This is a genomic window from Methylobacterium sp. 1A (assembly GCF_058072805.1).
Window position 1 is genome coordinate 1,858,385 of the sequence record NZ_JBYQVE010000001.1, and the last position, 18,052, is coordinate 1,876,436.

Genomic DNA, 18,052 nt, shown 5'->3' on the forward strand with positions numbered 1-18,052 from the left:
AAGCCCGGGCCTGACCGATGCGCATCCTCGCGATACGCGGCGCGAACCTCGCGAGCCTCGCCGCACCGTTCGACATCGATCTCGCCGACGGTCCCCTCGCCGCCACCGGCATCTTCGCCATCACCGGGGAGACCGGCGCCGGCAAGTCGACCATCCTCGACGCGCTGTGCCTCGCCCTCTACGGCCGGTATCCCCGCGTGAGCGCCGGACGCAACGAGGACGTGCCCGACCCGGGTGGCCAGGCCATCAACTCCGGCGATCCGCGCGCCATCCTCCGGCGCGGGGCCGGCGAGGGCTTCGCCGAGGTCGACTTCCGAGGCCGGGACGGTGTCGCCTACCGGGCTAGGTGGACGGCCTACCGAGCCCGGAACCGGGCCAACGGGCGCCTGCAGGCCGAGACCCGAAGCCTGTCCCAAATCGGGGACGGCGCCGCAGTCGCCACCGGCAAGACCGCGGTCAACGAGGCCGTCGTCGCCCGGACCGACCTGACATACGACCAGTTCCGCAGGACCGTGGTCCTGGCCCAGGGTGAATTCGACGCCTTCCTGCTCGCGAGCGAAGGGGATCGCGCCGACCTGCTTGAGAAGATCACCGGGACGCAGGTCTACACGGAGATCTCGAAGCGGGTGCGCGCCGGCGCCGACGAACGACGCGCGGCGTTCGCTCTCCTCGTCGCGCGTCGCGACGCCATCGGTCTCCTCGACGCGGCGGCACGAGGGGAGAGGACGGCCGAGCGCGACGCGATCGACGCGGCGATGCCGGCGCTCGCGGCCGAGCATGCCTTACACGTCGCCGCCCTCGACCACGCCCGCAGGTCGGCGGCGGCCGAGGCGCGGTTCGCCGAGGCGTCCGTGCTGGTCGAGCAGGCCGCCTCCGCCGTCGCGGAGGGCCGGGACGATGCCCTGCGGTTGGCGGCGATCGAGGCCGTCGAACCCTGCAGGCGCCCCGCCGATGCCCTGTCGGCGGCCGAAGCCGAATGCGCTGCGGCCGAAGGCGTCCTGGAAACCGCCCGGGCGGACGTCGACGCCACCGGCCTGGCGCTTGCGGAAATCCGCACGGGATTGGCCATGGCGCGCGCGGCCGACGAAGCGGGCGAGGCGGCGTTCCGCGGTTTCACGCCGACGTGGAGCGCGGCCGACGCGCTCGACGCCCGCATCGGGGAACTCGCCCGCGAGGCGGACGCGGCCGTCGCCAGGGCCGAGGACGCGAAGACGACCCTCGACGGGGCCCGTACCCGCCGACTGGACCTGGACAAGGCCTACGACACGGTGTCCGCATCGCGCGATGCGACGGCCGCGCGGATCGCGGCGGACGTGGCCATGAGGCCACTCGCTGACAGGGGGGCCGAGATCGCCGGCCTATTCGAGAAGCGGAAGGCCCTGGCCCTCGAACGCGATGCCGCCCTCGTCGCCCTCAAGGACGCGGAAACCCGGATCGAAGAGGCCGACGCCGCGACCGCCTCGGCCCGGGAGCGGGCGACCTCGGCCCGCGAGACCCGCGACGGGCACATCGCCGAACGCGCCATCCGCGAAGAGGAATATCGCGCGTTCGACGTCGACGGCACGGAGGCGGTCGATGCCCATCTCCGGAGCCTTATGGAGCGCATGACCCTCGTCTCCGACCTGGCACGGCGACACGACCGGGCCTGGGCCGAACAGGCCCGCGCACGCGCGAGCCAAGCCGATGCCGGCGCGCTGCGCGAGGCAGCCGAGGCGCGACGCATCGAGGCTGAAACCACCCTCCGCGTGGCTACCCGTGCCCGGGCGGAGATCGCGGCGATGGCGGACCTTGCAGAACGCGGCGCATCGGTCGAGGCCGCGAACCTGCGAAGCGTCCTGGTCCATGGCCAACCCTGCCCGGTCTGCGGCTCGACGGAACATCCCATCGACGGGGGGCACGGGTCTGACGCCCTGACCCTTCTGGCCGAGACCATGCGCGGACGGCGGTTCGAGATCGACGCCGAACTGGCCGGCGCCGGTCGGGCCATCACCGTCGCCGCGACCGCATGGGCCGACGCATCGGCACGTTTCGAGGGCGCCGCACGGGAGGATGCACAGGCAGGGGTGATCCTCCTAAGCTGCGCCGAAGCCTATGCCGGACACCGTCCCGACCTCGCGGCGGCATGCGTCCGGGCCGGGATGTGGGAGCCGCCGGACGCGTTGGGGTCCGGGGCCGTCGATCACCTGGGGTCGATCGCCGAGGCCACGGCAGGCCTGCGCGCGTTGCTTGCCGCGAAGCTCGAACGGGCGCGTGCCTTGTCCGCCGAGATCCGCGTCGAGGGGAAGGCCATCGCGGTCGCAGAGGGCGTGATCGCCGCCGCGGACCGGGTCGTCCTGGCGGAAGCCGCCCCGCGTCAGGCCGCGGCCCTCGCCGCCGAACGCGAACGGACCCGGGCCGCGGCGGCGATCACCCGCGTCGAATCCATCGTCCGCGAGCTCGGACCGATCCTCGCCCCCGCCGGCCTCGACGAGGCGCACCTCGCCCGCAATCCCGACGGCACGGCCCGTCGCATCGCCGAGCTCGGGGCCGCCTACCGCGCGGCACGGGAGAACCACCACGACCTCGTTGCGGCGTTGAACGACCTCGTGCCCGACAGGGCCGTGGCGATCGAGGCCGAGGCCACCGCCACGGGCCTTCGGGAAACGGCGGTACGGGCCGCCGACGATCGGGCGACGGCGCTCGGGGATGCCCGGCGGGACCGGGCCGGGCTTCTCGGGGGCGAACCCACGGACAGCCATCGTGCCCGCATCACGTCAGACCGCTACGTGGCCCGCGAGAACCACCGGATGGGGCTTGAGGCGTCCGGTATCGCCGCCGCGCTCCATGCGACGGCCACGGGCTCCGCGGAGCATGCCGATGCCCAACACCGACGCGCCCGGAACGTCCTGGCGGAGGCGCAGGGTCGGTTCCTGGCGAAATGCGGCCTCCGTGAACCCGATACCGTGCTCGACCTCCTGGCGGTGCCCCCGGAGGCCCTCACGGCCCTGCGCGAGGCGCGGGACCGGTTGCTTCGGGCGCACGAGGCAGCCGAGGCGGGATTGGCCGCCCGTCGCACGGACCTCGACGCGCTGCGCTGCCTCCCGCCCGTCGACGTACCCGGCACGGAGGCCGCCGCCGTCGCGGTCGCCGGGCTCATCGCCACCCATCAACGGCGCAGGGGCGCACTCGACGCCGAGCTCGCCCGCGACGACGATGCCTGCGGCAAGTCCGCGGACCTTTCGCGCGAGATCGCGACCGCGCGCGAGGGTCTCGACGGGTGGGAGATGGTCGATGCCGCCGTGGGCTCCGCGAACGGCGATCGGTTCCGACGCTTCGCGCAAGGGGTCACGCTGGAGCACCTGGCGCATCTCGCGAACGAACAACTCCGCATCCTGAGCCCACGCTACGCCCTGGTTCGCGGTCAGGACGCCGACCTCGCGTTGCACGTCCTCGACCGCGACATGGGCGACGAGCTGCGCGGCACCCGCAGCCTCTCGGGCGGCGAGCGCTTCCTAGTTGCGCTCGCCCTGGCGCTGGCGCTCTCCGGCCTGGAAGGACGGCAGGCCTTCGTCGACACCCTCTTCATCGACGAGGGGTTCGGCTCATTGGATGCCGAGACGCTGGACATCGCCGTCGACGCACTTGAGACCCTGCAGGGCCAGGGACGCAGGGTCGGGGTCATCACCCACGTGGCCGCGATGATCGATCGCATCGCCGTCCAGGTGCGCGTCGAGCGGCGCGGCAACGGGCGAAGCACCGTGCGGGTCGTCGACGGATGCTTGCCGGGTTAAGCCCATTTTCCAGGGGCAGCACCTCGTCGCCCCGGGGTAGGCCGGGCATGTCTTCAGCGCTGGGGCGGCACGTCGTCCTCGTCGAACGACGTGCCGTGCTTGAACCCGGGTCGCACCTCCTGCACGAGACGCAAGCGGGGTAGCCGGTCGAGCAGGGTCCGCTTCATGGAAGGGGGGATGGGCATGTCCCGGAGCGTATCCGGCCATCGATCCAGGGCCTTCCCGACAGTGACCCTCACCTCCCTTTCGAGGAGCCCCGAATCGAAGCCGATGGCCGTCGCGGCGTCGCGGAACTTGCCGAGCCCCATGACGAAGGGGTTTCTTCGTCTCCCGAACTGCAGCGCCATGGTGTCGTCGCTGAAGAGACTTTCCTCCATAGCGAAAACCTCCCCACTCTCTTTTTCATCATAACGAAAATCCGTCCATCGCAACTTTTTTCTTCAAAGCGAAAGAATGAAAGAGAATTTCGTTATAAAGAAAATTATTTGGACCGCGATTTCTTTTTTAATGCGAAGTTTCGATGGCCGGGACGGATCGGGCCAACCATGCAGTCGTCGCGGCACCGCGGTCACCGAGGCCGGACCCTTCTCAGGTTGCCATCATGGCTGGGCTCCTACCCATCCTGTGGAGCACTGGCTCAGGCTCCGAGGTCATGCAGCGGATCGCGGTCCCGATGATTGGCGGCATGGTCTCGTCGACAGTCCTAACCCTGGTGGTGATCCCGGCGGTCTATGGCTTGGGTGAAAGGCTGACGGCTCGCGTAATTCGATAGTTCGATGGAATCCTTCAAACATCGAAATTTGTCATTGGCGGCGGAATGAGACCGGGAGATCGACCATGAACGAGACGATGTGGATGACCCGACGCGCCGTGGTTCTGGGCCTAGCAGCATCGACCGCATTTGGGCGCCATGCCCTCGCTCAAGACCTGACGACGGTCGCGGTGACCAAGGACCCGACCTGCGGGTGCTGCGAGAAGTGGATCGCCCACCTTCGCGAAAGCGGGTTCACCGTGGCGGTGACCGAGGGGCCCGTGAACCCGCTCAAGGTCCGCCTCGGCGTGCCGCGGGACCTCGCCTCCTGCCACACGGCGCAGGTCGGCGGCTACGTCATCGAGGGGCACGTCCCAGCCGGTGCGATCAAGCGCCTGTTCGCCGAGAAGCCCCAGGGCACCGGGCTGGCAGTTCCGGGCATGCCCTCAGGCTCCCCCGGCATGGACGTCGAGGGGATGGAGCCCGACACCTACGACGTCGTGCTATTTGGCCCAGTGGTGCGGATCATGTTCGCGCGCTATCGTGGATCGGAACCCCTGTGAGTGTCGCCTCCTCTTTAAAGACGGATAAAGCGCTTTCGGCTGACAATGGAAATCAAAAACTCGCTCGTCATCGCATCCCCGATCCTGAGCGATCAGGTGCACTTCCGGATCGCCTGATGGCCCGCGCGTGCGCGAGGAAGCCATGACGATAGCTCTTGGCATCATGTGCAAGGCCCCACGTCCCGGTCATACCAAGACACGACTGGCGGCCGTCATCGGTGCGGAACAAGCGGCCGCGTTGTCCGGCTGCTTCCTTCGCGACGTTGCCGACACGATAGCGGCGATGCATGTCCCTCTCGGCTGCCAGGGATATGGGGTCTATGCGCCGAGTGGTGCGGAGGTCGAGCTTCAAGGCTTGTTGCCCACCTCGTTCCGACTTTTGCTGCAGGAAGGCGCCGACTTCGGAAAGGTTCTGGCAACGGCTGCGCGCAGGCTCCTGACCTCGCCGGATCACGATGCGGTGGTGCTGATCAATTCGGATTCCCCGACTCTTCCCCCGGCGCTTCTGGCCCAAGCGGTAGAGGCGCTACGTCGAGACGGCGATCGCGTGGTCCTCGGCCCGGCCACGGACGGCGGCTACACGTTGATAGGCGTCAAGCGGGATCACCCTGAACTTTTCGCGGATATCCCATGGAGTACGTCCGATGTGTTTCGTTTGACCTTGGAGCGGGCGGCATCCATCGCCTTGGCGGTCGAGACGTTGCCGATCTGGTATGACATCGACGATGCGCTGACCCTACAGTACCTTCGCGACGAGATTACCGGCAGCGCCCTTCCATTCGCCTTGCCTGACCTTATCGGCGGACCGGCCTTGGCGACGCGGACGCTGCTTGCCGGAATGCCCGTGTGATGGGACCTGCGTGGCGGCTCTCCATGATGGGCATAACCGCGACGATCCTCGTCGCGCTCGGCATGCCGACGCTGCAGGGTCTAGGCGACACCGCCTTCCTACTGACCGCTATCCCGACAGGGATCTTGGCGGCATCGGCGGCACGGATCGAGGGCGTTGACGAGCGCCGGGCCGTTGCCATCATCGTAATCGTCGGCCTCGCCATGCGCCTCATCGCGCTTCCCGCTCCACCGCTCCTCTCGACCGACATCTTTCGCTACGTCTGGGACGGGATGGTCCAAGGCGCCGGCATTAATCCCTATCGCTACGTCCCGGCCGATCCGGCCCTCACCTTCCTGCGCGACGAGGCCGTCTACCCCTTCATCAATCGCGCGGACTACGCGGTGACCATCTACCCGCCGGTGGCACAGGCGTTCTTCGCGCTCGTCACGCGGGTCTCGGAAAGCGCCCTTGCGATCAAGTTGGGGCTCGTCGCCTGCGAGGTCGTCACGGTGTTGGCAATTCTCGCCCTGCTGCGGCGGCTGCGCCGGCCAGCGACGCGGTTGGCGGCCTACGTTTGGCACCCTCTGACCATCTGGGAGATCGCGAGCCAGGGCCATGTCGATGGGCTGATGGTCGCGCTGGTCATGCTCGGGCTCTGGCTCACCCTTGCTGCCCAACGAAGATATCTGGGAACCGCCGCCGTCACGTTCGCAGCCATGGTGAAGCCGTTCGCCCTGATCGTGATGCCGGCGCTGTGGCGTCCATGGGATTGGCGAATGATTCTACTCGTCCCGGCCCTGATCGCGTCGGCATATCTGCCTTACCTCTCGGTCGGCTGGGGGGTCTTCGGCTTCCTGACCACGGGATATGTTCAGGAGGAGGGGCTCGCCTCAGGCTGGGGCTTCACGCTTCTGCGACTGTTCCGGGAATCCGTCGGGGAGTGGAGGTATGACACGGCGGTCTATGTGGCTCTCTCACTCGCGACGCTTGGGGGATTAGCGCTGCGAGCCGGGTTCCGGCAGGAGCGCACGCCGGCACGAAGCCTGGGCGACATCAATCTCATGGTGCTGACGTTACTCTTTCTGTTTTCGCCCGAATTCCCTTGGTATTTCCTGATCGCGGTGCCCTTCCTGGCGCTCGTCGGGTCATGGCCCGGATGGGTCCTCACGGTCGGTGGCTTCATGCTTTACAAGGTGGTCGATACGGTGCCGTCCTACGATGTCCGCTCCGCCATCCTCGCCGGCCTCGTCGCCGCGGCAGCCGTGGCCTCCCGCGTTCGATCGCCCGCTGGCCGGAAGGAATCGCCGCAATGACCGCTGCCACGCAAGGCATCCTGCTAGCCCTCGATCCCCGTCGCTACCACGAGGCCGCGCCTGAGGCGGTGAGCCGGGAGGCCGAGCGGCCGCCGGTCTGTCTCTACCTGGAAGTGACAAACCGCTGCAATCTCCTCTGCACGACCTGCCCGCGCACCTACGTGGAGCTGGAGCCCCCCGCCGACATGAGCTGGGAGCTGTTCACGTCCATCGTCGACCAGGTCCCCAACTTAGCGCGCGCGGTCCTCCACGGGGTCGGCGAGCCGATGCTGGTCAAAAACCTGCCGCGGATGGTCCGCTATCTCAAGGATCGCGGCACCTACGTCCTCTTCAACACCAACGGCACCGTGCTCTCGGAGAAGAACGGCCGCGCGCTAATCGAGGCCGGCCTCGACGAGCTGCGCGTTTCCCTCGACGCCTCGACCCGCGCCTCCTACCTCGCGGTCCGCGGCAAGGATTACTTCGAACGCATCCTCAAGAACGTCCGCGCCTTCCGAGCCATGCAGGAGCGGGAGGGCCATGCCAAACCCCGCGTCTCGGCTTGGCTCACGGGCCTGAAGGAGACCCTGCACGAGCTTCCCGCCTTCGTGCGGGTCGCGGCCGAGACCGGCGTCAAGGAGGTGTACCTTCAGCGCCTCGTCTACTTCGAGGACGAGGCCATCGGTATGGCCCGGCCCGACCAGGCCCTCTACGAGCGCATGGACCGTGAGGAAGCCGGTATCCTCGAAGAGGCGGAGGCCACCGCCCGAGAGCTCGGGCTCACCTTCTCCGCGTCGGGCGCGGCGAGCGAGCCCGGCATGAGCCTGAAGCGTAAGGACGACGGCTCGCCCTGGTCGCTCTGCCGACGGCCGTGGAACGTAATGTACTTCACCGCCAACGGCCGGGCGCTCCCGTGCTGCATCGCCCCCTTCTCGCAGCGCGGCTACGAAAATTACACACTGGGTGACGCCACCCAGCAGTCCCTGCGCGAGATCTGGAACGGCGCCGCCTACGTCGATTTCCGCGAAGCGCTCCTGTCGGACAAGCCGCCTCAGGCCTGCGGCAGCTGCGGTATGCGCTGGAGCCTATGAGCGGCCAGATCCGGCCGCAACGAGACATGGCGGTGGTCTCGGCCATCGTCCCGTGCCTGAACGAGGAGGCCGCCATCGGCGAGGTCGTGGCCGGCCTGCTGGCGAACGGAGCGGATGAGGTCGTCGTCGTCGATGGCGGCTCGCGGGACGCGACCTGCCAATTGGCGGAGGCTGCCGGCGCGAGGGTCGTCGCCGAGCGGCGTCGCGGCTACGGCCGGGCGATCCAGGCCGGCATCGCCGTTGCGCGTCCGGATGCCGGCATTCTCCTCTTCGTCGACGGCGATGGCAGCGACCGGATCGACCGGGCGCCGCTCTTGATCGGGCCGATCCGTGCGGGCCGGGCCGATTTCGTCCACGGTTCACGTGTGCGCGGTGACCGTGAGCCCGGTGCGATGAGCCTGCCCCAGATCGTGGCCGGTCGCCTCGCCGGCGGGCTCCTGCACCTCGCCTACGGGGCAAGCTTCACGGACATGTCGCCCTTCCGTGCGATCCGCCGCGACGCGCTGGACCGGCTCGGGATGCGCGACGAAACCTACGGTTGGAATCTGGAAATGCTCATGCGTGCCGCCGCCGGCGGCTTGCGCTGCGAGGAGGTTGCGGTCGGCCAGCGGCCGCGACGGGGCGGAGTCTCGAAGGTCTCGGGCGATTGGCGCGTGTCGATGCGGGCGGCCTGGGTCATCGCCACGACGTTCCTTCGGTTGGCCCGTGAACTCTCGCGGGAGCGGTCCGCAAGCACGTGAGGGTGTGCTCAGGTCGCCAGTCGCACGAACGCGCCGATGGCGCCGTTTGTCATGTCGGGTGGGTAGCGTCGGCGCAGGTCGCCGTCGAGGCCGAGACTGCGGCCAGCGCCGAAGACGCTGAACAGACCCATGAGGCCCGCCAGGAAGACGTAGGTCCAGGGCCATTCCATGGGATGAAGGTAGAGGCCGAGCCAGAGCTGCGCGACGAACAGGACCCCGATCACGCCGATGACGCGCACGCCAAGCCCCAGGATGAGCGAAACCGCGAAGGCGAGCTCGGTCAGGAAGACCAGGACGTCGAGGACGTAAAAATTGGGCAGCGGCAGGAGCACGTGCTGGACCAGGTCGCGATGCCACTGGAAGGCGGCGTTCTTCACTTCCTCGCCGGTCCAATAGAAGAGACCGTTCTCGGTCGAGAGGAAGGGCAGCTTCCAGAGCATGTTCTGGAACCACATCCCTCCGACGAGGCAGCGCAGGAACCACATGGTGAGGTCCCGGCCGTTGCGCTGAAGTGGATCGGCAACCCATTCCCGAGCTGCGATTAGGATGCTCGTCAGGATCAGCCCGATGAAGAGTGCGACGACGAGCCACCGCCAGACGCCCAACGCCATCTGGTCCCCGTGCTGCCCGCTGAGGAACAGCCAGGTGTCGTAGAACGGATCGGTGCGCATGGGGCTGTTCCTTCTGTCTGGGTTGGAGGCCGATGCGTGGAGATGCCCTTCGTTCGCGGGCCGTCCATCGCGCGTTACGTCGAACCGCGTGCCGGAAGGCACCCTTCCGCCTTGAGGGGTGCGGTGGCACCTAGCCCGTCGCAGCGCCGGTCGACATCGCTGCCCTCGGTCGAGAGCCGTGTTGGCAGGTCATTGATGCGCAGCGCCCTGCGAAGGAACCGTGACAGGGCATCGACCCCGGCGGCCATCAAGGCGGTCGCGACGATGAGCACGACGGCGACATCGAGGCGTAGCTCGGCGATCGCGGCGTCCACGTAGTAGCCGAGCGTCGTGACACCGAGGATGCCAAAGATCGCGCTCTCGCGCAGGATCAGCTCCCAGCGGTACAGCAGGTAGGCAAGGAACTGCCCGTAGAGCCGCGGCACGGTCTCGTAGGCGTAGAGGTCGAGGCCCGAGGGCGCGTCGGCACGGTAGCTCAGGGCATCGGCGTGACGGCCCATGAGGTAGCCGATGATGCCCGAGTTGTGGATGGTGAGGGCCAGGATGGCCGGCAGCATCGAGGGGCCGAGGACCTGGAGCAGCACGTAGGCGAGCATGTATTCCGGCGTCGAGCGCACGACGACGAGAATAACGCGACCGAGCGGATGGCCGATAGGCCCGGCAAATCGCCGAGAGACGAGCGGAAACAGCAGGAGCGCGCCGATGGCGGTCGCGACCAGGGCGATCTGCGAGAGGATCAGCGTCTGCGCGGCGCCCGGCAGGATCTGCTGCGTCAGGATCGGCCCGAACCACCGGCCGAGACGCATCCATGTCTCGACATCGAGCAGGCTTGCCGCGCGTAGGGGGGCAGGGACGATGTCATGGGTGAAGAAGCGAACGAGGCTCGCGCCGATGTTCGTCGAGCCCACGGTTTGGGGCAGGACGAGGAAGCTTCCGACCGCGAGGAATGGCAGCGTCGCCGTGCGAACCCAGAGCCGGCGCGAGCCGATCAGCGCGTAGAAGACGAGGAGCAGTGCGCCGGCCTCCGCGTAGCGACCCTGGCGGAAAGCCGATTCCAGGTAAAATCCCATCGTCGGCAGACCGATGAAGCCGAGGATCAGCGTCGAGCGCATGGCGCATTCGAGACGGTAAAGCGTGTAGTTTCGGAAGGCCGAGGCGACGTCGGGCAGGCGCGCGTAGGCGAAGGCGGAGAGCGCGCCGGTCCCGTCCGGCAGAACGCGCAAGGCGGCGAGGTCGGCCTCCTCGATGATCTCGGAATAGACCTTGGCGCAAATCCCGGCATAGGGCAGCGCGATGGCGAGGATGCCGGTGGTTGCCGAGAGGCCGAAGACCTGCATCAGGAGCAACGCCCAGAACAGCTCGTGCACGGACCGCAAGCCCGTGCAGACGACCCGCACGAACCGCGACCGCGCGAACGGGATCGCCAGCAGGAAGCCGGTGCCCGCGCCGAGGCCGACGCCGAGCACGGCGAACGCGACCGTGTAGACGACGCTCCAGACTTCGACTGAGAGTAGATCCGGGCGAACCAAACCGTCGAGCAGGCGCCGCAAATCCGCCCACGGATGCAGGCTCGTCACGGCGAGGTCGGCCACAAGCAAGGCCGCAAGCGCGAGGGCGAAGAACAAGCGGCTGATGGCCCCGTAGCCGAAGGTGCCCAGTCGCGCGCTCATGCAGCCGCCCGATAGAACGGAGCGAGGGCATCCGCATCGAGGTCGCGGGTGGGTCGGTCGAGGACGATGCGGCCGCCGTCGAGCACCACGATGCGGTCGGCATGGGCGAGGGCCAGCGCGATATCGTGCAGCGCGAGGATCAGTGTCTCGTGCCGCTCGGCGAGGCGGGCCAGAACCGATCCGCCCTGCGCCTGGTCCAGTGCCGAGACCGGCTCGTCACCGATCAGGATCGGCCGCCCGTTGTAGAGGGCGCGCGCAACCGAGACACGCTGCTGTTGGCCGCCGGAGAGCGCACCCGCCTTGGCGTGGAGGGCGTCGGCCATCCCGACCCGCCCGAGCACCTCGGCGACCTCGGATACGTCCGCGCGGGCCGGAAAGGCTAGGGTGCGCAGGTTGTGAAGGGTCGAGCGCCGGTCGAGACGGCCCATGTAGACGTTGTGGAACACCGAAAGCGTGCGCACGAGGGCACTCGCTTGTGGGATCAGCGCCGCGTCACGCGAGACCTGCGCGTGGATGAGGGCGAGCAGCGTAGACTTGCCGGACCCCGACCGTCCCATCAGCGCCACGCGTTCGCCGGTCCGGATGGTCAGGTCGATCCCGGAAAGAACGGTGGTCCCGCCGTAGGCCGCGTGGGCATCGGCAAGGACGATGGCGGGCGTTGTCACTGGCGCGCCGTCAATCTAGCAACCCAGTCGATTTCGCGACGCGTTCCACGGGTTCATAGTCGGCGTTCGTCGCGGAGATGAACTTCGTTCGGGCGAAAGGCGCGAGGATGGCAGGGTCGGTGATGCCGAGAAGCGCCTGCTTCAGCGTCTCGGTGAAGCCGGCGCCGTAGGTCTTGTCCACATCGCCTCGCACCGTCCACTGGTAGTCGGGGAAGGTCGGGCTTTCCCAGATCACTGTGACGTCCTTGCCCTCGACCTTGCCGGCCTTGCTTTCCAGATCCCAGACCGAGTAATCGACCGCCCCGACCTCGAAGGCGCCGGACTGGACGAGTTGGATCGTGCGGCTGTGATCGCCCGAGAATCCCACGCGGGAGAAGATCTCCTCCGGCGTCTTGCCGGGAAACGCTTCCCGGATGAAGTGCTCCGGCATCAGGCGGCCCGAGGTCGAGGCGCGGGAACCGAAGCTGAACGTCTTGCCGGCGACATCCTTCGGAAAGTCCTGGGATTTGACGAGACCCGTCTTGGTATTGGCGATGAAATAGGTTTTGAAGGCGGCATCCTCGGCACCCTGGGCGATTGCCTGCGAGCCGGGGACCGCCTTGCGGGCCTGGACGCCCGTGAACCCGCCGAACCAGGCGAGCTGGACCTGCCCGTTCGTGAAGGCCGTGACGGCCGCCGGATAGTTCTTCACCGGGATGTACTTGACCGGTACGCCGAGCTTGCCTTCGAGATAACCGGCGACCTTGCCGAAGCGCTCGACGAGACGGCTTTCGTCCTGATCGGGGATGCCCGTGAACACGAAGACGGGCATTTCTCTATCCTGCGCCTGAACCGGACCGCAGCCGAGGACGTAGCCGACCGTCGCGAGGACCGGCCATATCTGCTTCAATCCGAGCATCCAACTATCCCTGCTTGATCCGCCGCAGCCAATGCGCAGCTTCATTCCTGGCGTAGCACATACGGGTCTACCGCCGGCAGCTCCGGACGGTGCGATAAGGCCACGCAATCAGCTTGGCCGCAAATCACGGAGGGCGTTCGTCGGTGCCGATCCGGCGGTTACGGGCGGGTTGCCGAATTTACCGGAGGGGCGCAGGCGACACCGAGGAAAGCTATGGCACGCAGGGCGACGGGTCCCTGGCCCTGGTCGCGCTCCAGGTCCGTGACGAAGCGTGCGAGGACCGCCGCTCGATCCTCGCCCTGGGCCGCCAGCAAGGCCGCGATGCCCGGAGCGAAGTCCAGTCTCTCGGAGAGCCAGAGGGCCGAAGGCGCTTCGAGCGCGGCCTCGATCCGCGTGATGCCATCCACCTCCAAGCTCGCGGACCCGAACAGGGTGCGGAAGGCGGCGTCATCGCTGAAGCGAAGCTGGGCCGGGGTGCCCGGAAGGGAAGGCTGCGGTCCGCGCACCGCTGCGATGGCGGCCAGCAGCCGGGTGATGAGTTCGTAGTTCTGCGGCTCCGTCCAGGTCACGATGGCGATTTTCCCGCCGGGCCGGACCAACCTGGCCGCCTCCTTGAGCGCACGCACCGGGTCCGGACACAGGATGATGCCGAAGATTGATAGGGCTGCGTCGAAGCTTCCGTCATCCAGGGCGAGGGCCTGCGCATCCATCGATGCCGCCTCGACCGGCAGCCCGCTCCTCATGGCTCGCAATCGGATGCGGTCCACCATGCCCGGCGCCGCATCGATGGCCAGGACGGTGGCCCCTTCTCGTGCGGCCATCAGGGCCGCGCCGCCGGCGCCCGCGGCCACGTCGAGGCAGCGCTGGCCCGGTGCCAGGCCAAGGGCGGCGACGGCGGCTTGCGCGAAACGGTCGGTCAGGGGCTCGAAGACGGCCTCGTAAGCGTCGGCATGCTCGCTCCATAGGTCTGGCTGCTGGTCGGGTTGAAGGCTCGATGTCACCATTCTGGCCTCTGGCGCGAACAACCCTTTATAAGCCTTCAGGCCGCGTGTCTCGCGGTCGCCTTCTCCCTTTGTCCGCGGTTATCGGCAGGACCGAATGACAGCCACGCCCATGCCCGCGCCCGATCCAGTCCGCACCTTCTCGCTAGGCCTGGGGCTGACGAACGAGTGCAATCTCGCCTGCAGCTTCTGCTATCGCGATCCGGACAGGGTGGACCGCCTGGGTCCCACGCAGGTCCGTGCGGTCCTCGACCGCTTGCCGGTCCGGTCGGTCAATCTCGGCACCGGCGAGAATGGGATGCATCCGCAGTTCCCGGCCCTGCTCGACCTGCTGCGGGCCGAGCCAATCAAGCTCACCATCACCTCGAACGGCCACTCCATCGCGATGATCGACGATGCGGCCGTGCAGGCTTTCGCCGACATCGAGTTCTCGATCGATTATCCGACGAAAGCCGAGCAGGATGCGCAGCGGGGCGACGGCAACTGGGACCTCGTCATGGAGCAGGCCTCGCGCTGCAGACGGCTCGGCGTCGGCGTCACCTTCATCGCGGTCATGATGCGCACCAACTTCGACCGCCTGCACGAGATCGCTGCCATCGCCAAGGCCTTCGACGCACCGCTGCGCATCAACGTCTACCAGGCCGTGCGCACCGACGCCTTCGCCCTGACCTACGAGGAATACTGGAGCGGGTTCGAGCGCCTGTTGGCCGAGACCGACGTCATTGCCATCGGCGAGCCCCTCGTCCGGGCCATGGCCGGAATGCCAGCGCGCAAGGGTGGATGCGGGGTCGGGACCGTGCGCGTGACACCGCGCGCCACGGTGCAGCCCTGCGTGTACTGGGGCGCCGGGCAGAGCCTCGACACGCTGCTCGAAGCCGGTGCCGGCATCCTCGACACCGCGCCCTTCGTGGCGGCCAGGTCCCTGCCCGAGCCGTGTCGCGGCTGCATCCACGAAGCGTCCTGCCACGGGGGCTGCGCCGGCCGGCGGCGCCTCCTGGATCGCCTCGACGAGGTGGACCCTTATTGTCCCATCGTGCGGGGAGAGGATCGTCCGCTCGCAGTCACGATGGCGGCGACCCGCGACCTGCCGAAGCTTGAGAGCGCCTGCACGACCATCGTCCAAGCCCGTGGCTGACACGGCCGAGCCGATCTCCGGTCTCGGCGAACTCACCGGGCGCTACGACGTCCTGCTCTGCGACGTCTTCGGCGTCCTGCACAACGAAGGGCAAGTTTTCCCCGCGGCTACGGCAGCCCTGACCGCGTTCCGGGCCTGCGGTGGGACGGTGGTGCTCGTTTCGAACGCCCCGGAACCCGGGACCCGGCTCCTTGGGTCTCTGGCCGCCCGAGGGGTCGCGCCGGGCCTGTCGCAAGCCGTGCCGTAGGCCGCAGCAGAGGCTAGATCTGTCTCGTTTTTAGGCTCTGTTAACCGCCTGAAGGCCGAAGCAGACCCCGAGCAGTCGGTTCTGCTCGCGGATGGTCCATGCGCCGGCAAAGCCGAAGCCCTTGCGCAGCCACAGCATGGCCTCGAACCCCTGGATCGTGCGCCGGGCAGTGCGGAAGGACTGGAAGCCGCCGATCCGGGGCATGTTCTTCTTGACCCGAAAGTGGTCGCTCTCAATGCCCTGCTGCAGGTGCTTGGTCACATAGTGGAGCGGCGCGCGGGGTAGAAGGCCGTCGTTCCTCGCAGCCAAGATGGCGGGTGGATAGGTGCCGGCGCCATCCGTGCCGATGCGATCCGGGGCGAGCAACGGCTGATCCTGCAGCATCTTGCGGAAGAAGCGCTTGGCGGCATCGAGATCCCGATTGGCGGTGAGCAGGAAATCGACTGGATTGCCGTGCTTGTCGATGGCCCGGTAGAGATAGCGCCACTCCCCCCGCACCTTGATGTACGTTTCGTCGATGCGTACCGAGCCGCAGTGCGGTTTGCGGAACTGCCGCAACCGCTTTTCGATCAGCGGCGCGTAGGCCAAGACCCAGCGGTTCAGGGTGGAGTGGTCCACATCCATGCCGCGTTCCAGGAACAGCTCCTCGATGTCGCGGTAGCTCAGCGGGTAGCGCAGGTACCAGGAGACGGCCTGGACGATCAGGGCAGCCTCATAGTGCCGGCCCTTGAAGTCAGCCTTGGCACGCTGCTTCAGCTTCGCGGCGATGGCGGACAGGATCATGGGGTGGCCTCCGGGACTGGAGGCACCATGCGGGCTGCATGGTCAACGCGGGGTAAACGCTGCGGGTTTGCGACAGGCCCGGGCAAAGCCGTTTCGCGGCCCCGGCATTTCCACGTCCGTGAACAGCAACACGATCTTGGCATGGTGCTCGATCAGGATCGCGAGCGCCGCCTCGGGATCGGCAGCCTCGAAGGTACGGAACCCCGCATCTTCGAGGATGCCCATCGCATCCGTGCGGATGAGCCAATCGTCATCTACGACGAGGGCGTAAGGCGAGTCTTCGTGCAAGGCGGTATCCATGCACCTCAATGGCCATACCCTCGGAAAAGCTCCCAGATAACGTAGTTCTGATCAGCAGCTCGCCCATAGGATTGCTGCATCCCGATCCAATCAATAAACAACCATACTGTCTTATGGGAATGGCGGCCTATATGGCCCTGGGGAAGCAGGCGGTATGCTTGACGATGGTCCCGGAGGCGAGCGCCTGGATCAGCGCCGGCACCGCGGTCTGGAACGTGTAGGTGATTGAGACTTCGCTGAAGCCGTCGACGCCCCCGCAGGCGGTCGCGTTCGTCACCGCAACGCCATCGTTCGGCAGAACGAGGGACCAGCGCTCGGCCTGGGCCTGGGCATAGAGCGTGGCCTTGCCGGCGTCATAGACGCCGTTGGTTGCGCAGGCGCTTGCCAGGATGCCGACACACCGGGCGCTCGCCGCCGCTGTCTCGGCAATGGCGTGATGGGCCCACCCCAGGCGGGCAAACTCGATGCTGCCGAACACGATCAACAGGAACGGGCCGATCAGAAGCGCGAACTCGACGGCCGATGCGCCGGAGCAGTCGTCGCGAAGGTTTGCCCGACGCTTCGGCATCATTCGGCCTGGACGGCGGCTTGCGCCGTGATCACGCCATCGGAAACGATGCCCCAGCCCACGAACAGGTTGGTATAGGGCTTGGTCATTCGGACGGTGACGTACTTGCCGGGCGCGCTCCCGGATGGGCAATTCGCCGTACAGAGCACGCCGGCACCCCAGATCATCCCGCCCGCGTCGTAAGTCGGGCAGTAGCAGCTTCGCGCATTGGCAGCCGCTCCGCTCGTTGTCACGCTGTCGTTGGTCGAGCTGGCAGTGATGCCGTTGTTGATGCTGGCCGTGGCCGTCACGGGCGTGCCCGCATGGCCCTTCGTCAGGATCTTGACGAGGTTCCCGGCAAAGTCCGATCCCGACCCTGTCGTCATCTGGGCGCGATTGAGCAGCGCGTACTGCGCCGCGGCCGTGACGGACGCGTTCAGCCGGAACTTCGTGTAGACCATGCTTGAGATGTCGACGGTCGCTGCGAGGACCAGCAGGAAGACCGGAGCGAGCAAGGCAAATTCGAGGATGACCGAGCCGGCCTCGTCGGCAAGGCCGTCCCGGTGGCGCGATCGGGGCGTCATCGGTTCGCGGGCACTCACTGGACGAGGACGATCGAGCGATTGCCGGCCGAGGACCCGATCCCGGCGCAGGTCGAGCCCGCGGCGGTTCCGCCGCTGAGCGAGATGCGGGAGGCGATGATCTGCAGGCACTGGCCCGAACCGTTGCCGACGCTGGCCCCGCCCGTGAGGGCCACTGGCCCGTTGGGGAAGTAGAACACCCCCGACAGGCTGGTGTTGGCCCCCTCCGCGAACAAGGCCCCGGCCCGGGCGCTGGCCGCTTGCGGGCCGATCGCCAGGAACTGCGCGGTTGGCCCGACGCTTGGCGCCGTGGTCGACACGGTGCTGTAGCCGGCCGCAACGCAGTAGGCTTGGCCCGTGCAGGTGCCGGATGCGGGGAGCTGGCTCCCGCCAAGCACGAAGGTGACGTCGCTGGCCCGCAAGCCCACGGTGGCGCCGTTGCAGCGGACGTCGCCGCCGCCGTTGAGGCCGAGGCCGGCAAAGCCGGTGACAAGTGCAAGGGTTGGCCGGCATTT

The 18,052-nt window shown here is 67.6% G+C and carries 19 protein-coding genes and 1 pseudogene; 9 read left to right on the plus strand and 11 right to left on the minus strand.

Annotated features, from left to right (window positions below; translation table 11 throughout):
• The first annotated feature begins 17 nt into the window (after window positions 1–17).
• A complete protein-coding gene (locus ACX9MN_RS09100; protein WP_066925640.1) occupies window positions 18–3,770 on the plus strand; it encodes an AAA family ATPase in 3,753 nt (1,250 codons plus the stop codon).
• A gap of 53 nt (window positions 3,771–3,823) precedes the next feature.
• Here the strand turns inward: ACX9MN_RS09100 and ACX9MN_RS09105 are convergent, their stop codons facing one another.
• Window positions 3,824–4,147, minus strand: coding sequence for a hypothetical protein (locus ACX9MN_RS09105; protein ID WP_066925637.1), 324 nt, complete (start codon window positions 4,145–4,147; stop codon window positions 3,824–3,826).
• A gap of 215 nt (window positions 4,148–4,362) precedes the next feature.
• Here ACX9MN_RS09105 and ACX9MN_RS09110 point away from each other — a divergent pair.
• From ACX9MN_RS09110 to ACX9MN_RS09135, 6 genes and pseudogenes are all read left to right on the plus strand, one after another.
• Window positions 4,363–4,542: pseudogene (locus ACX9MN_RS09110) on the plus strand (efflux RND transporter permease subunit); the annotation flags it as partial.
• 65 nt (window positions 4,543–4,607) lie between these two features.
• Window positions 4,608–5,084, plus strand: coding sequence for a DUF411 domain-containing protein (locus tag ACX9MN_RS09115; RefSeq protein ID WP_066925634.1), 477 nt, complete (start codon window positions 4,608–4,610; stop codon window positions 5,082–5,084).
• Window positions 5,085–5,211: 127 nt separating this feature from the next.
• Window positions 5,212–5,934, plus strand: a complete 723-nt coding sequence (locus ACX9MN_RS09120; protein ID WP_082773261.1) for a TIGR04282 family arsenosugar biosynthesis glycosyltransferase — start codon at window positions 5,212–5,214, stop codon at window positions 5,932–5,934.
• A gap of 23 nt (window positions 5,935–5,957) precedes the next feature.
• Window positions 5,958–7,229 carry an MptA/MptB family glycosyltransferase gene (locus ACX9MN_RS09125; protein WP_066925628.1) on the plus strand — a complete coding sequence of 424 codons (1,272 nt, stop codon included), beginning with the start codon at window positions 5,958–5,960 and terminating at the stop codon, window positions 7,227–7,229.
• Window positions 7,226–8,299, plus strand: a complete 1,074-nt coding sequence (locus ACX9MN_RS09130) for a radical SAM/SPASM domain-containing protein (protein WP_066925625.1) — start codon at window positions 7,226–7,228, stop codon at window positions 8,297–8,299. Before ACX9MN_RS09125 ends, ACX9MN_RS09130 begins: the two co-directional genes overlap by 4 nt.
• A complete protein-coding gene (locus ACX9MN_RS09135; RefSeq protein ID WP_082773260.1) occupies window positions 8,296–9,039 on the plus strand; it encodes a glycosyltransferase family 2 protein in 744 nt (247 codons plus the stop codon). Before ACX9MN_RS09130 ends, ACX9MN_RS09135 begins: the two co-directional genes overlap by 4 nt.
• Before the next feature lie 8 nt (window positions 9,040–9,047).
• On the opposite strand, the gene ACX9MN_RS09140 is transcribed toward ACX9MN_RS09135, so the two are convergent.
• From ACX9MN_RS09140 to ACX9MN_RS09160, 5 genes are all read right to left on the minus strand, one after another.
• Window positions 9,048–9,710 (minus strand): hypothetical protein, encoded by a 663-nt coding sequence (locus ACX9MN_RS09140; RefSeq protein WP_066925619.1) that lies wholly within the window; start codon window positions 9,708–9,710, stop codon window positions 9,048–9,050.
• A gap of 74 nt (window positions 9,711–9,784) precedes the next feature.
• The gene (locus tag ACX9MN_RS09145; RefSeq protein WP_230366168.1) at window positions 9,785–11,380 is read right to left on the minus strand and encodes a PhnE/PtxC family ABC transporter permease; all 1,596 of its coding nucleotides are present in this window, start codon (window positions 11,378–11,380) and stop codon (window positions 9,785–9,787) included.
• Complete coding sequence (locus ACX9MN_RS09150) at window positions 11,377–12,045, minus strand: ATP-binding cassette domain-containing protein (RefSeq protein WP_066925616.1); 669 nt, start codon at window positions 12,043–12,045, stop codon at window positions 11,377–11,379. The genes ACX9MN_RS09145 and ACX9MN_RS09150 overlap by 4 nt, the downstream gene beginning before the upstream one ends.
• Before the next feature lie 10 nt (window positions 12,046–12,055).
• The gene (locus ACX9MN_RS09155) at window positions 12,056–12,943 is read right to left on the minus strand and encodes a putative selenate ABC transporter substrate-binding protein (RefSeq protein ID WP_082773259.1); all 888 of its coding nucleotides are present in this window, start codon (window positions 12,941–12,943) and stop codon (window positions 12,056–12,058) included.
• A 158-nt stretch (window positions 12,944–13,101) separates the two neighbouring features.
• Window positions 13,102–13,947: a class I SAM-dependent methyltransferase gene (locus tag ACX9MN_RS09160; RefSeq protein ID WP_066925610.1), complete on the minus strand. Its 846-nt coding sequence runs from the start codon at window positions 13,945–13,947 to the stop codon at window positions 13,102–13,104.
• A gap of 94 nt (window positions 13,948–14,041) precedes the next feature.
• On the opposite strand from ACX9MN_RS09160, the gene ACX9MN_RS09165 reads away from it, so the two are divergent.
• A complete protein-coding gene (locus tag ACX9MN_RS09165) occupies window positions 14,042–15,079 on the plus strand; it encodes a radical SAM protein (protein ID WP_066925607.1) in 1,038 nt (345 codons plus the stop codon).
• Window positions 15,072–15,326, plus strand: a complete 255-nt coding sequence (locus ACX9MN_RS09170; protein ID WP_489724270.1) for a hypothetical protein — start codon at window positions 15,072–15,074, stop codon at window positions 15,324–15,326. Before ACX9MN_RS09165 ends, ACX9MN_RS09170 begins: the two co-directional genes overlap by 8 nt.
• 30 nt (window positions 15,327–15,356) lie before the next feature.
• Here the strand turns inward: ACX9MN_RS09170 and ACX9MN_RS09175 are convergent, their stop codons facing one another.
• The 5 genes from ACX9MN_RS09175 to ACX9MN_RS09195 form a co-directional block, all read right to left on the minus strand.
• A complete protein-coding gene (locus tag ACX9MN_RS09175) occupies window positions 15,357–16,109 on the minus strand; it encodes an IS6-like element ISMpo1 family transposase (protein ID WP_048464881.1) in 753 nt (250 codons plus the stop codon).
• A 42-nt stretch (window positions 16,110–16,151) separates the two neighbouring features.
• Window positions 16,152–16,409 (minus strand): response regulator, encoded by a 258-nt coding sequence (locus tag ACX9MN_RS09180; RefSeq protein WP_489724271.1) that lies wholly within the window; start codon window positions 16,407–16,409, stop codon window positions 16,152–16,154.
• 127 nt (window positions 16,410–16,536) lie between these two features.
• A complete protein-coding gene (locus ACX9MN_RS09185; RefSeq protein WP_489724272.1) occupies window positions 16,537–16,980 on the minus strand; it encodes a TadE/TadG family type IV pilus assembly protein in 444 nt (147 codons plus the stop codon).
• A complete protein-coding gene (locus ACX9MN_RS09190; protein WP_489724273.1) occupies window positions 16,977–17,540 on the minus strand; it encodes a TadE/TadG family type IV pilus assembly protein in 564 nt (187 codons plus the stop codon). The genes ACX9MN_RS09185 and ACX9MN_RS09190 overlap by 4 nt, the downstream gene beginning before the upstream one ends.
• Window positions 17,541–17,554: 14 nt before the next feature.
• Window positions 17,555–17,959: a hypothetical protein gene (locus ACX9MN_RS09195; RefSeq protein WP_489724274.1), complete on the minus strand. Its 405-nt coding sequence runs from the start codon at window positions 17,957–17,959 to the stop codon at window positions 17,555–17,557.
• Window positions 17,960–18,052 lie beyond the last annotated feature (93 nt).

Coding starts and splice junctions, on each gene's coding strand:
- ACX9MN_RS09100 (WP_066925640.1), top strand. CDS start 18: ATGCGCATCCTCGCGATACGCGGCGCGAACCTCGCGAGCCTCGCCGCA.
- ACX9MN_RS09105 (WP_066925637.1), bottom strand. CDS start 4,147: ATGGAGGAAAGTCTCTTCAGCGACGACACCATGGCGCTGCAGTTCGGG.
- ACX9MN_RS09115 (WP_066925634.1), top strand. CDS start 4,608: ATGAACGAGACGATGTGGATGACCCGACGCGCCGTGGTTCTGGGCCTA.
- ACX9MN_RS09125 (WP_066925628.1), top strand. CDS start 5,958: ATGATGGGCATAACCGCGACGATCCTCGTCGCGCTCGGCATGCCGACG.
- ACX9MN_RS09130 (WP_066925625.1), top strand. CDS start 7,226: ATGACCGCTGCCACGCAAGGCATCCTGCTAGCCCTCGATCCCCGTCGC.
- ACX9MN_RS09135 (WP_082773260.1), top strand. CDS start 8,296: ATGAGCGGCCAGATCCGGCCGCAACGAGACATGGCGGTGGTCTCGGCC.
- ACX9MN_RS09140 (WP_066925619.1), bottom strand. CDS start 9,710: ATGCGCACCGATCCGTTCTACGACACCTGGCTGTTCCTCAGCGGGCAG.
- ACX9MN_RS09145 (WP_230366168.1), bottom strand. CDS start 11,380: ATGAGCGCGCGACTGGGCACCTTCGGCTACGGGGCCATCAGCCGCTTG.
- ACX9MN_RS09155 (WP_082773259.1), bottom strand. CDS start 12,943: ATGCTCGGATTGAAGCAGATATGGCCGGTCCTCGCGACGGTCGGCTAC.
- ACX9MN_RS09160 (WP_066925610.1), bottom strand. CDS start 13,947: ATGGTGACATCGAGCCTTCAACCCGACCAGCAGCCAGACCTATGGAGC.
- ACX9MN_RS09165 (WP_066925607.1), top strand. CDS start 14,042: ATGACAGCCACGCCCATGCCCGCGCCCGATCCAGTCCGCACCTTCTCG.
- ACX9MN_RS09175 (WP_048464881.1), bottom strand. CDS start 16,109: ATGATCCTGTCCGCCATCGCCGCGAAGCTGAAGCAGCGTGCCAAGGCT.
- ACX9MN_RS09180 (WP_489724271.1), bottom strand. CDS start 16,409: ATGGATACCGCCTTGCACGAAGACTCGCCTTACGCCCTCGTCGTAGAT.
- ACX9MN_RS09185 (WP_489724272.1), bottom strand. CDS start 16,980: ATGATGCCGAAGCGTCGGGCAAACCTTCGCGACGACTGCTCCGGCGCA.
- ACX9MN_RS09190 (WP_489724273.1), bottom strand. CDS start 17,540: ATGACGCCCCGATCGCGCCACCGGGACGGCCTTGCCGACGAGGCCGGC.